The following is a 12,206-nucleotide window of genomic DNA, read 5'->3' as shown; positions in this document are numbered from 1 at the left end:
TTCAACATTATTTATAAATGACATATTGATGACTTTTTTGTCATTATATATGAAAAAAGTTATCAGTCATTAACTATATTAAATAAGTAATAAAAACAGCGTAAAGATAAATATCAATTGATAAGAAATTGAAAATAAAATAATAACAATAAAACATTAATTTAAGATTTTATCTTAAATAAAAAAACGATCATAAAATAAGATATTAATTATTGCTAAAATCAATCGATTTAAGCGATAAAAAAGTGTATTAAACTTAAAAAAATGACTCCATTGTCATTAAATAAAAATGACTTTTTTATCGCTAAAAAAATGATGCTAAAATGTGCGGTTGTTTAATCACAGCGGAATAATATAATTTGCATAGATAAAATAAGGCGTATTCAATATCGTGAGCATCAATATTGAATACAAAGAATGGTGAGATAAAGCAGGAAACTAACTATGATTGTAAAGCTTGTTTGGCATTTTCAATAACCAATTTAAAATCAATACCTTGCTCTTTTGCCGCAAAAATACAGCCACAATAACACTGGCGGTAAACATCATACTCTTTACAAATTTCAATAGAACGCTTGTAACCGTTATTTTTTTTAAAGTCAGATGGTAAGTATTTTACGGCAAAAAGTTCTTGTATTTCAAAACCTAATTCATTAATTTTTTGACTATTTTTTTTCGGACTAAGCGTTAATGCACTAGCAAAATAATCGAATCCAAGTTCTTCAGCTTTAATTGCAGAGAGATCTAATCTCATTTTGTAACAAAGATGGCAGCGTTTACCACCTTCAGGTTCATCACGTAAGTGACCAACTTGTTTCATAAATTCAGCAGGTTGATAAGGGGCTTCAAGATATTGAACGTTATGGCCCGTTTTTTGATTAAAATCAGCAATAAATTTTTGCTGTACTTGGCTTCGATACTCATACTCAACGCGAGGGTGAATATTAGAATTGGCAAAATAAATGGTAATATCAGCATACTGCGATAAATATTCCAGTACATAAGTACTACAAGGTGCACAGCAACTATGAATGAGGATTTTCGGCTTTACTGTCGCAGTTTGCCATGACTCGATCATTTTTTGTAAAATCGAATCATAATTAATTTTGTTATTAGGATTGAGTGTTTCTAAAATATTATTTGCATTAATTAACATGACTAACCACAATTATTTAACAGGCGGACGAAGGAAAATATCGGGCCGCATTATATCATTTATCCGGGCTTGTTCGTCAATAAAATTATCCGATAATAAAAAAAGCCACAAAACGTGGCTTTTACTTGAATAAGAGCAATTACTTGCTGTTAGCAGGAGCTGGAACCGCAGCGGTAATAATTCTCAGACTTTTTACATCAATTTCAACTGAGTTCCAATCTTTATCAACTTTACCACTGATTTCAACTAAATCAGTTGGTGAAACAACTTGGCCTCGCCAATCGCGATTACCGATTTCAACTTGAATTTGACCAGTATCATCTTTAAAAATGTACTCTTTTTTACCCACTTGTTGAATGATATGACCTTTTAATACCACAAATGAATCATCTGCTAATTGTTTGACTTGTTCAACGGTGGTTGCAGAAACAAGGCCACCGGCCATACCCATACCACCTGAACCAGGGCTCATCATCATACCATCAGAAAATCCACCACGATTATCGTGTTTTGCTAATGCGGTGCCTGAAATACCTAATGTTGTAATTAGAACTAATGGAATTAATTTTTTCATAACATACTACCTCTATAAAGATTAATGAAATATCTCGTTTTGACATGCGCTATTTAACCAAATAGATATTAAGAGAATATTAATTTTGCCATTTTTGTTGTATAAGCTATCTACTTACTTTGAGAAAATAAACTATCAGCTTAGGTTCAATCATTATCACCACCTTTTTGCGCCATAACACCAGTTAAAGAGTCTTTATTTAAAACCTAACTTATTGGTTTAACTTAGTCATTGAACATTTACATCAACGCTGAAAAAATGAGCTTGCTCACCAGCTTAATTAACTTTATTACGCTGCTTATCGGAAATAGATTAATTCGAGTTACAAAATTACAATTTATAACACCAAGACGCTAATGAATGATATTACACAGCCCAGTTTTTACTTTCATCATCAAGCAATATAACGCCGTTTGTGCTTTTTAGTTTTATGCCGAGTCTAGCGCGGTAATTTAAGTCCGTGGCAGCTTAAGTCAAATCATCAAGGTGCAATCACCAGATGCTTGCAGATTCTGCATATTTGTTTTAAGCACAAAAATATTGCTTCCCTTGACTAGCTACTTCCTACTATCTCTCACTGTTAGCCAGTTATTTACTGTTGGCTCAACTAAATTTAGTGAGACGATCCCATTTTAGGTATTTTAGTTTTACTGAGTGATAACAGTGCTTTTAGTTCCACTGGGTCATCAAGAACTAAACTCGTCCCTTTGGGTATCTTTAAATTAATCTAAAGCTGATCCCGCCCATAAATGAGGTTATGAGCTATAAATTGATCAAATCGAGTTTGAAAATTTAGTCTTGATAGCGCTTTCTTAATTTTGTTAATCTTTTCGGATATCTCATCCTTAACTTTTTCGTCGTTACCATTATATTTAAGCGCTATCCATTTACGCGTCATTTCGGAGGAAATCACCGTTATAATCTTTCAAAAATCGGGAATATTGTAAAGCTACGCATAATGAGTATAACCTTTAAACACTACGATTAAATAAGCATACAGATGATGACAACGCCACACTAAGCCTGCTCATGCCCATGTCACGTTTTTTTTTAGTTATGCCAGCTTCACGGTTTCGCCAATTTTTAATAAATCAAGTGACTCATTGTTCTTGTCGAGGAAATAATCTAAACGGTATCGATGTTAAAGGCCAATATCCACATTATAAGGATTGTAAGTGATACCCCAATTAATGATAAATTGAGCTATATTGGCTTTGTAATATTCTTTTAGTGCTGGCAATTGTGATGGGTCAAGTCTTAATCTTGTATGTCTTTCTATTCGCATTCAACAACCTGTTTATAATCATATTGGCATATATTATTACCCCATCATCTTTTTATAAGCTTCGATAGCATCTTTAGTACTTATTGGTTTTACTTCATTTAGCGTCATTGATCTGTCAAATGATTTATTGTCAATTTCTTGCTTATCTCTCCATTTCATTAAAATCAAATTTAATAATATTCAATTGAATTTCCTTTTAAAAATAAACCCTAGCCCCCCACAACAGCGCAAATGACCGCAACTGTTTCTGTTAAGGTTTATTTTTAATAAGGGTTGTGGTTGATGTGTGCCGTGTGATGGCGTCGTTGTTGATTTGAAAATTAATGGATTTGTAGTGCATTACTTTTATTTTGGACATTGAAAAACCACCCGAAAGTGGCTTATGATCCGTTATCAAAAAATTTAAGCTGCGTTAATTAAAACGTTTAATACATTAATTATCAAATATTATTTTTGTAGCTTAAAAGTTAATTCGTTATTATTTTGTTCTAAAACTAATGTATTACTGGTTAGTTTTTTAATTAAATATGTCTCTGTAAAAGTAAATTCAACACCATTACCAATACTCTTTCCTTGTAAAATCAGTTTATCACCCTGCCTTATCCAGTTATGGTATTGTAATGTAGCCATATTAAAAGAAACTGCTTTACCGTCTTCTTTTAAAGTAAATCCTTGCATATTTGGCTCTTGACCATTAATGGGTTCAACCCAGGTTCCTAAAATATTAGATCCTTGACTACATCCAAATAAAACTAAGCAGAACATCAATACACTCATTATTTTGTTCATGTTAACACCTTCATATGCTATCAATATAGTCATTATTATACGATACACAAAATCATTTACTAGTGTGCCCGCACTTAAATTTGGTGCTATCTCTAAACAATAATATTCCGACCAACCTTCAATTATTGCTTTGTTATTTGCTTTACGTTCAGTAAATTCACGATTAATACGTTCTTGTTCTTTTATTGCAGCCTTTTCATCTTGCCAACAGTTATAAGCAAAGTAACTCATGAAGACTAACTAGCTAAAATAGCTATAATCCACTTAAACATAATGCTTTATCTTTTTCTCATCTAGCTACAAGGCCCCTTAATACTTTGCCTGTCGATTTATTCCATCTTGATAATTGATTGTAAACGAGTTTATACTCTCGAGTATTAAGATAGTGATACATCGTTGAAGTTGGCATCTTAGAGCATCCGACATTAAACATAATAGAGTGCGTAGCATCAAATACTAGACGATACATAGCGTGCCATCCAACAATTAAGACAGTCGTTAAGTGTAAATTCTGAATTATCCCCACCGACAAAATGAATTTTAGGATTCCCCCTCTGTCGTATAACAATCTAAGCTCACGTTTTTAAACATAATGCAGGTTATCGGCCAAGCGTTAATCTAACGGGTTTATTTTGCTATCTATAGTGAAATTAACATGCAATGGTACCCTTTTGTGTTATCCTAACACTTAATCCATCACCGTGTGTTAATTCAGGTGTGCCGCTGTATGGTTGATTGAATATTATTCTTAACGTAGTATCACTGATCGCCATAATGACATTCTGTACACAATAAAAAACAGCGTTATGTATTCATGTGTACAAAATAATACAAGCGCGAACAAATAAACAATCTAATAATTGATAAATAAAGAATAAACTAAACGAAACTGTAATTAAAAAAACAAATATGAACGATATTACACAGCCCAGTTTTTACTTTCATGATTATGAGAGTATTTATATAACATAATGTTTTTAAATTAAATTATAAATAACAAAAATAAACATGTACTCAAATATGTACTCAAAAATCACGCTTCTATCACATCGCACTTACTCAACTAACTAATTTAATATCAATTAAACTCATGTATCATGACATTAATCACAACACATGAGCTTTGATATGATCACTATCAACTACTTAAAAACTATCTACATCAGATTTCAATACAATAAGCATGACATCATCAACAATGATTCTTACATCATAGATGTTGTAGAAAATGACCATATGATCATGTATAAAGATGAAATAACGATAGAGATAGCTAGATTTAAGCAGTTGATTGATGCGGTTGAGTATGTAAAGTGGTTGTGTGATAATAAATAATGCATTTAAAAAAGGCATGAGTATGGGATTAAGGAACTGGATATATAAGAAAACAGGTTTTAATGTTAAAACTTTAGAATATACACCGCTTAAGTTTGAGCGATTTGAGAGCATGGGTAATAACTGTGAGCTGGGATTGTTTTTGAAAGAATCAAGAAACAATACAAGCTCATTTTTTCGCTATACATTTATTCATGACTATTCATTAATAGGACAGTTAATTCAAAATAACTTTAGAGATATTTTCTTGCTTGAGAATCTAGAGCAATCATGCACTGGGATGATAATAGACAAAAAATATCAATTATCTTTCCATTCGAAAATGAATATATCTAAACGCGGCGAGAAAAAATCTATAGACAACAATGAGCTCATTGTATCTCATCAAAAAGAGCTTGGTAAAGTAAGATACTTAGCCGACAAATTCATGGATAACCTAAAAAAATCAAACAAGATATATGTTATAAAAACGAATGATAACGAATCATCAAGAGAAATTATGCAATTGCATAATATAATGCTAAAAGTTGGCAATTGCACAATTCTTAATGTGAAGTTTACTAAAAACAACAATAAAATATCAACAATTGAAAAGATAAATGAAAGTTTTTATGTTGGATATGTCAGTGGCTTTGCACCTTATCACAATGCACACGATTTTAATTTTAAAGAATGGTATAAGCTTTTGAAAATCGCTGAAGAAGTAATAAGATAAACCCAATTAGCTTGGTTTTTTTGGCCACTCCGCGCTGTCAATAGTTAGATCAACTCGGCTAAGTAAAATACGATATTTTTTCCACGCTTTTAATCTCTCCTCATCGTCTTCCTCTTGCATGTCTAAATCAAAGGCATCTTGCAAGATGGATATGGCAGTATTAGACTCTTTTGTTAAAGCGGACTGTATAGCGGTATTTCTTGCCACAATTTCAGCTTGAATATCTTCATCTGATTTTGGCGGATTTAGAATAGAATTAGCCTCATCTTCGGTTATAGCAATTAACCCTTCTTTCACAGTAAAATCAGGGTAAATCTTTTCAATAGCAGTCTCCCCCGCTTCATTTATTGCTTCAATTTCAGTGTAACTACCGAACTCAGGTAAATCATCTTCATACACGTAAACTTGGTTATTTTCATCTTTGTAATATTTCACTTATAACTCCTTATCTTAATTCAGCCCAAAAGCTGACCGCGCCAGCACTCAATTTGTATGTACTATTATTAGGAACTACCGCAGATAACACTGAACCATTACCATACCTGTCGGTATAAAAATATCCGGCAACAATAACATCATCGACATAAAGATAAGCCCACCCACCGCCATCCTGCCCTGTTGTAATATTGACAGTGATTGGGCGACCTGTAGTGTTGGTATATATTGCCCCGGCTGATCGGCTACTTTTAACATCCTGCCATGTTTGATTCACTCCTAGCCCGGATTGATAGCTCCCGATATTTTCAGTTGTTATTACTGTTTTCCAGGCATTAAAGACGCCGCCCGTTGAATCTCTGAAAAATAACCCTGCTCCGCCCCAGCCTACAGATATCTGCATCGCTTGACTGTCTAATATGTTTGAGCTAATCACCCAACCCGCCGACGCCGGCTTTTCTCCTGCTGTGCTTGAATTATACCAGCTGAATTGTGTTTCTGTGACGTCATTGATGTTTGTGCTAGAATTTGTAAGATGAACAGCTTTCCCGCCCACTCCGTAATCCCCACGCTTTAAAACTGGCGTACTATTTATTGTCATTTGTTTATCAAAATTAAGTCCTGCGGCGCTATATGTTGCTTTTGCGCTGCCGACTGTTAACGATGTTTTTGCTGTTATATCTGTGCCGGTTAATGTTCCGGTTAACGTGCCACCTGTTAGGGGCAGGTATTTGCCGTCTATAAAACCAGCCCACCCGCTCCCTCCTACAGGATTGGTTTTATTGGCATCAACTGTTGATTGATATAACTTGCCATCGCTACCTAAAATTACCGATCCCTTATCATAGCCGCCAATTGACGTCGCAAACGCTGAATCATAGGTTTGGTAATTTCCAGATTGGATGTAACGGATAGCGGTTGTTATATCGTTAAGAACTCCATTAAAGTCCTGCCCAAATGGAGGCACCCCACCCGCTGCGATATCTGCCATAGTTACAGCAGGAAATCCGGTTTCATAAGTCGCTTTGTTTGGGTAAGTAGTGGTATTAGTTTGCGGTATTGAATACTTATATGTATCGCCCGCATTTACTGCAAATGGTACCGGTATTAATTTATTATTAATTGACATCGATTATGCCCCTTTGGCTTATAAATGTTCCATTGTTAAATGTTTGGCAATTACTGCCAAAAAATCCGAATACTTGATTAGGGATAGTGATTATTCCTCTAAGCTTAACACCTGAAGGGCGAGGAAGAATGTTAGAATTTTTTATTAAAGATATTTCGTTATCTCTTAGATAAAACGGGAATACGTAGTGCATCGACATATCGAGATTATCAGTAACAAATGGCTTTATGTCGCTATTAAAAATACTGCCGAGGATTCGGTTGATATCTTTGATCGATGAATCACTAATATTGACTGCGGCCTTTGATTTAATGACGGTTCTAAAAAAATCATCAGCAAGTTTCAGTGTTGTAGTGACTTTTTCACCGGAATAAAAAGATCCTCTGTTGAACGTAGATAACTTCTGTCCGTCAAAGCCAAAAACCTCACCAATGCTGTCAAATTTAACATATCTAGAAACATCAACTATTCTCGCCCAAACATCCAATCCGTAGCTATTTGCTGTATCTAAATTAAAAACGTTATCGTAGAATTTATTAACAATATCTGTAACATCCATTCCGTTATTGAATGTATAAATAATATTCTTTAGTTTTTCGCTATTACCATATTGTCTTAGTATTGTATCGTTTATATTCACATGATCACCTCTACGTCATTTATATCTATAACCGGCATTTCATCAACGCCCATAGTTACAGATGTTGAGTAAGTCGTTCCGTTTTTGCTAATCTCTATTGACTCAACGTTTACATAATCAGACAGATTTGATACCGGAGTGTAGTATCGTCCAGCATGAATCAAGCCCCCAATTCGAGCTCTTGAATTACCAGATTCGCCCGTAAATATTGATATAACAGCATTTTTTATCTGCTGATCAATGTCAGATGGTAGTAATTCATTTTGCTGAATAGTGATTCTAAATTTAATAGGCTTAGGCGATGGAGATAAATAAGTTATTGTGTATTTCGGGTAAGGCTCGATATAGCCGCTAGTTATTGTAATGGTCTCTTTTACATTTCCCACCATTCCGCAGCCGGGATTTTTCTTATTAAATATTGCTTGAGCTACCTCTTTCGAATCACCGCCGTACACGGAAATAAGCAGAGAATGAGGCGCTATCTGATACGCTGTTTCACCGTAATTAATTGTTGACCCGGTATCGTTGCTATAAACGTAAGCATCCACGACATCATCTACAGCTAAAACTGCAGATTGCACTGATAAATTTTGATTTTGAGAATTGAATGCTACAGAGTTTCTGCGGCGATATTCAAAGTTATTTCGAGATTCAACATCCTGCCCCAATGCTCCAGAAGTATCATTATAAACGCTATCCCAACCTATCGATGATTTGTAAATTTTATTTAATGACCCGGCAGGGCAAGCTATGGGTCCGGTAGTCTGATTGACAAATATCACATCAGCGTAACCGCTTGAATTAATTGTTGCGCTAGATGATGAATAGTAAATATATCCCGCATCATCAATGGCCGAGCTGCCCTTTGGTATAATAGTGTCGACTAATCCTGTACACCTGGCGGTTACCGCTGTTCCTCTGGCCGGTATTCTCTCTAAAAAATAGATTGAAGCTAAAGCATCTTGAAAACGGCCTTCTGCAAAATTCGGATCGAACTGACTTGCTAAATAAGTAAGCTGTTGGTCTTTTTGATTGATTGACCATGCCATTGATACAGCAATTTGACCTTGTGGGGTGGTGACATCCTTGTCCATTGTTCCGCCAAAAGCTTGATTCAAGTCCTCTAGCGTTCCGTCCAATACCTCTTGATAAGAAGGAGATTTTATCCCCTCCTCTGTTATCTCTAAGTTGGGAATATTTGACATAATTAACCTTTTATAATGTTAATGTAGTAGTTTGATTATCTGTATCTTGAATGGTTATAACGCCTGATAATTTTCTGTCTTTCAGTCCATTTTTATCGAAATATAGCAACGATTTTGCGTTCATAACATGATTAACTCTTTTTGCTTCTTTCATGTACAGAAATGATAAATATTGAACTTTCTTACCATCCTGGAAGTTCTGATAATCAATTCCTATTCTCCTATCCGCAATGCTTTCACCTAAAAACGTACTAACCGCGCAAGCAACATTTTGAGCTATTGCATAAGGATTGCTAACCGTTGCGATATTTCCTTTATCGTCTAGCTTTATATCCCAAGTGGCATCATCGAGAAGCAAGGATGTTGTTCTTATCATTGCGGGCCTCCTGTGCTATCACCGCCTGATTGCACTCCTGAGTGAGTGTGAGTAGAAAGTGCGATTCCATTCGCTGTAATTTCTTCCGTTGAATTTAAAGGCATGTTGATGGTTGCTGTTCCACTGCCATTTAATGGGCTTGCCGTAAGCGAACCGTTTAACGCTATCCGAGGTGATGATATGCTAACCGAAATATCTGCAGTTATGTCAACAGTGTTTGACGTTAGTTTTGTAGAATTAGTCACGTTAGCAGTTAAATCGTCACAGTTAGCCGTTACACTTGGCGCTGTTGCCGTTATTTTTGTCGGTGAATATATCTCTATGCCATCAGCTGTAAACTTGACATACTGCGTTGGTGTTCGATTCAAAACCCCGCCCAAGTAGATAGAATCTGATAATGAGTGGATTCTTCCGCTTCCCGGCGTTGCAAATGTTTTTGTTTCTTTAATGATTGAAATATCACGATCGCACACTGACACGAGCCCGATATCCCCAGCAGTTGGATCAATTATAATTGCGCTACTTCCGCTTTGAATTCTCATGTACTTAACGTTGTAAATGACGCTAGATTCAATAATTTCTCCGTCTGTCGTCTCCCCGAGCAATAGCGGTTTAATATCAACAGTAAGATTAGCAATATTCACGGCAACAACTTTTACAAGCTGAATAAAACTGTTGTTTTTTAGCGCTTGGCTAATTAATTTTTGTATGACATCTTCCTGCGTAACCATCTGGCTTAATTGTAAATTTATCGGGCTTTTCATGTGAATACCTTATATAAAATCAAACTGCTTTCAAATGTTCCACCGGGCAACTGGCAAGATAAGTTATGGATTATCGCTCCGACCGTGTAGTCGCCACTCGCAAGCGGCAGATAAGTTTCAAGCTTAACTTTTTGCCCCGTTTTATATGAAGGGTTAAAGTACGTTTTAACGGTCAGATATGTGCCGAAATAGCTCGGATATCCGATTAGCCCAGTTTGCGGTGATATTAAGATTGCCTCTTCGTCTCTCGCTGTGCCAATTTTCGATATGTAAATGTCAGAATATGAAAGCTCAATAAAACATCTAATATCATTAGCCACACTTAGTATTTGCTGATACGGCGACCCGATGATATATGGGTTTTTTAGTGATTCTGTGACGTCAATGTTTGTTAGTGTCATTCCGAAAGGCTTAATAATTGATTGAATAATGTCACTTGCTTTTATTTCTCCACCGAAGCTGAACGGCATTGCGACAGCGACAGATAAAAAAGCGCACGGCTGGCAATTAATAATAACCGGAATGTCTGGCGCTTGATTAAAGTCGGCCACGCAGTTGATTATCGTGCCCTCGTAGCATTTAACTCCATTTGCTTTCACGGATATCGCATTATAATTTTTACCGCCATTCCACATTTCAAACCGTGTTAACGTTGCGATATCATCACGCCCAAGCCCCCAAATTGTGAAGCTAGCTTCAGAGCTATTTACGCCGCCGAACGTGCTTATTGTTGCAGTGCTGCGTGGCGCTTTTAGTTTAATTGTGTCTGTTATTTCGCTTGGATCTTCGCCGTTGCCTTTTATGAGAAACTCAAAATCTAATATTTGCGTTTGATAATTCATGCGTCACCGTCATAGTAAAGTGAAAATCTATCACCAAGTTCGCTGTAAGTCGGATTGTCATTTCCTTGGCTATCATTAAAAAACAAGTCGCCGATAAACCCGAGATACTTGTATCTAACAAGCTTTACATCGTTTAGACACAACACATTTAAAGCAATCGGCTTTTCATTCATGTACATTGAAAAAAACAATCCTTTGTCTTGTTGTGACAGTGTAACTGTGCAGTTTTGCCCGCCCAAATTAACGCCAAATGACTGCTGTTCTTTTTTCTCTAAAGAGATTGTAAGCATTAATAAATCTCCTTTTCCGGTGTTTTTGCTTCTGTTGTTGCTGCTTTTTTAACTGAGTTTATTAGTTTTTCGATATCAAATAATGTTCGCACTTCTTGAAATGTTAAATCAACCATCAACAACGTTATGCCTGAGCTGGATGATGTGGCAAATTGATAATTAATTAAATCGTAGCTAGCATAGACGCGATCAGGTGTTTCGATGTTGTATAGCGTTGCAGAGTTTTTCATTTGCTCAAGCTTGTTAATAACGTCAGATCTTGACGATGCATTCAATGAGAAATTATTTGTTGACGGGAAGCGCGGAATGGCACCGCTAAACCCGGTCATGCCTTCAACTGCAATTCGCATTGTTATTTTTGAAGGTTGTACAACTTTATTAAGTGAGGAATAGTTACCCGCGACACCGTCGGATGATGCAACCGGCGCGCTTGTAATTACTGCCTCTCCGCTATGATCGAACTTTATCACGCTATTAAAGTCAATTGCACTCCGGTTTGCATTGTCTCCGCTTGCATAATAAATGCCGTAACTCGGGTATATCGTGCTTGATAAAAACGATAGTAGACTTTTGCTATTTATTGCGCTTAAAACAGAGTTAAGCGATATACTGAAATTCATATTTACCCCTATTTTAGTCAATAAAAAACCCCAGTTAAGGGGTTTGGTTTA

General features: G+C 35.8%; 14 protein-coding genes. 1 reads left to right on the top strand and 13 read right to left on the bottom strand.

Translation table 11 applies throughout. From position 1 onward, the window contains the following. Positions 1-442: 442 nt before the first annotated feature. The 4 genes from DES39_RS02885 to DES39_RS11185 all read right to left on the bottom strand — a co-directional run bounded on the left by DES39_RS02885 (position 443) and on the right by DES39_RS11185 (position 4,273). Positions 443-1,156, bottom strand: a complete 714-nt coding sequence (locus DES39_RS02885; RefSeq protein ID WP_121144251.1) for an epoxyqueuosine reductase QueH — start codon at positions 1,154-1,156, stop codon at positions 443-445. A 139-nt stretch (positions 1,157-1,295) separates the two neighbouring features. Continuing rightward, positions 1,296-1,730, bottom strand: coding sequence for a YgiW/YdeI family stress tolerance OB fold protein (locus DES39_RS02880; protein ID WP_121144250.1), 435 nt, complete (start codon positions 1,728-1,730; stop codon positions 1,296-1,298). A 1,732-nt stretch (positions 1,731-3,462) separates the two neighbouring features. Further along, positions 3,463-4,035: a lipocalin-like domain-containing protein gene (locus DES39_RS10985; RefSeq protein WP_211324596.1), complete on the bottom strand. Its 573-nt coding sequence runs from the start codon at positions 4,033-4,035 to the stop codon at positions 3,463-3,465. A 58-nt stretch (positions 4,036-4,093) separates the two neighbouring features. Further along, complete coding sequence (locus tag DES39_RS11185) at positions 4,094-4,273, bottom strand: glycoside hydrolase family protein (RefSeq protein ID WP_121144249.1); 180 nt, start codon at positions 4,271-4,273, stop codon at positions 4,094-4,096. 852 nt (positions 4,274-5,125) lie between these two features. Between DES39_RS11185 and DES39_RS02860 the strand changes: the two genes are divergently transcribed. Further along, a complete protein-coding gene (locus DES39_RS02860) occupies positions 5,126-5,854 on the top strand; it encodes a hypothetical protein (protein WP_121144247.1) in 729 nt (242 codons plus the stop codon). 6 nt (positions 5,855-5,860) lie between these two features. Here the strand turns inward: DES39_RS02860 and DES39_RS02855 are convergent, their stop codons facing one another. The 9 genes from DES39_RS02855 to DES39_RS02815 are packed head-to-tail and all read right to left on the bottom strand — an operon-like array spanning position 5,861 to position 12,155. After that, positions 5,861-6,289, bottom strand: a complete 429-nt coding sequence (locus tag DES39_RS02855) for a tail fiber assembly protein (RefSeq protein ID WP_121144246.1) — start codon at positions 6,287-6,289, stop codon at positions 5,861-5,863. Between the two features lie 10 nt (positions 6,290-6,299). After that, entirely contained in the window at positions 6,300-7,418 is a 1,119-nt protein-coding gene (locus DES39_RS02850; RefSeq protein ID WP_121144245.1) for a hypothetical protein, read from the bottom strand. Next, positions 7,408-8,058, bottom strand: coding sequence for a baseplate wedge 1 family protein (locus DES39_RS02845; RefSeq protein WP_121144244.1), 651 nt, complete (start codon positions 8,056-8,058; stop codon positions 7,408-7,410). The genes DES39_RS02850 and DES39_RS02845 overlap by 11 nt, the downstream gene beginning before the upstream one ends. Then, complete coding sequence (locus DES39_RS02840; protein ID WP_121144243.1) at positions 8,055-9,263, bottom strand: baseplate J/gp47 family protein; 1,209 nt, start codon at positions 9,261-9,263, stop codon at positions 8,055-8,057. The genes DES39_RS02845 and DES39_RS02840 overlap by 4 nt, the downstream gene beginning before the upstream one ends. A 10-nt stretch (positions 9,264-9,273) precedes the next feature. Beyond that, the gene (locus tag DES39_RS02835) at positions 9,274-9,639 is read right to left on the bottom strand and encodes a hypothetical protein (RefSeq protein WP_121144242.1); all 366 of its coding nucleotides are present in this window, start codon (positions 9,637-9,639) and stop codon (positions 9,274-9,276) included. After that, entirely contained in the window at positions 9,636-10,403 is a 768-nt protein-coding gene (locus tag DES39_RS02830; protein WP_121144241.1) for a Gp138 family membrane-puncturing spike protein, read from the bottom strand. The genes DES39_RS02835 and DES39_RS02830 overlap by 4 nt, the downstream gene beginning before the upstream one ends. Further along, the gene (locus DES39_RS02825; protein WP_121144240.1) at positions 10,400-11,245 is read right to left on the bottom strand and encodes a baseplate hub protein; all 846 of its coding nucleotides are present in this window, start codon (positions 11,243-11,245) and stop codon (positions 10,400-10,402) included. Before DES39_RS02825 ends, DES39_RS02830 begins: the two co-directional genes overlap by 4 nt. Further along, positions 11,242-11,535 carry a phage baseplate plug family protein gene (locus DES39_RS02820; RefSeq protein WP_121144239.1) on the bottom strand — a complete coding sequence of 98 codons (294 nt, stop codon included), beginning with the start codon at positions 11,533-11,535 and terminating at the stop codon, positions 11,242-11,244. The genes DES39_RS02825 and DES39_RS02820 overlap by 4 nt, the downstream gene beginning before the upstream one ends. After that, entirely contained in the window at positions 11,535-12,155 is a 621-nt protein-coding gene (locus tag DES39_RS02815) for a phage baseplate protein (protein WP_121144238.1), read from the bottom strand. Before DES39_RS02815 ends, DES39_RS02820 begins: the two co-directional genes overlap by 1 nt. Between the last annotated feature and the right edge of the window lie 51 nt (positions 12,156-12,206).

Origin of the sequence: Orbus hercynius (assembly GCF_003634275.1) — a bacterium.
Lineage (GTDB): Bacteria > Pseudomonadota > Gammaproteobacteria > Enterobacterales > Orbaceae > Orbus > Orbus hercynius.
The sequence above is the reverse complement of the archived record's forward strand: the minus strand, read 5'-3'. Positions and strand labels throughout refer to the sequence as shown.

Coding starts and splice junctions, on each gene's coding strand:
- DES39_RS02815 (WP_121144238.1), bottom strand. CDS start 12,155: ATGAATTTCAGTATATCGCTTAACTCTGTTTTAAGCGCAATAAATAGC.
- DES39_RS02885 (WP_121144251.1), bottom strand. CDS start 1,156: ATGTTAATTAATGCAAATAATATTTTAGAAACACTCAATCCTAATAAC.
- DES39_RS02820 (WP_121144239.1), bottom strand. CDS start 11,535: ATGCTTACAATCTCTTTAGAGAAAAAAGAACAGCAGTCATTTGGCGTT.
- DES39_RS02850 (WP_121144245.1), bottom strand. CDS start 7,418: ATGTCAATTAATAATAAATTAATACCGGTACCATTTGCAGTAAATGCG.
- DES39_RS02825 (WP_121144240.1), bottom strand. CDS start 11,245: ATGAATTATCAAACGCAAATATTAGATTTTGAGTTTCTCATAAAAGGC.
- DES39_RS11185 (WP_121144249.1), bottom strand. CDS start 4,273: ATGTATCGTCTAGTATTTGATGCTACGCACTCTATTATGTTTAATGTC.
- DES39_RS10985 (WP_211324596.1), bottom strand. CDS start 4,035: ATGAGTTACTTTGCTTATAACTGTTGGCAAGATGAAAAGGCTGCAATA.
- DES39_RS02835 (WP_121144242.1), bottom strand. CDS start 9,639: ATGATAAGAACAACATCCTTGCTTCTCGATGATGCCACTTGGGATATA.
- DES39_RS02880 (WP_121144250.1), bottom strand. CDS start 1,730: ATGAAAAAATTAATTCCATTAGTTCTAATTACAACATTAGGTATTTCA.
- DES39_RS02840 (WP_121144243.1), bottom strand. CDS start 9,263: ATGTCAAATATTCCCAACTTAGAGATAACAGAGGAGGGGATAAAATCT.
- DES39_RS02830 (WP_121144241.1), bottom strand. CDS start 10,403: ATGAAAAGCCCGATAAATTTACAATTAAGCCAGATGGTTACGCAGGAA.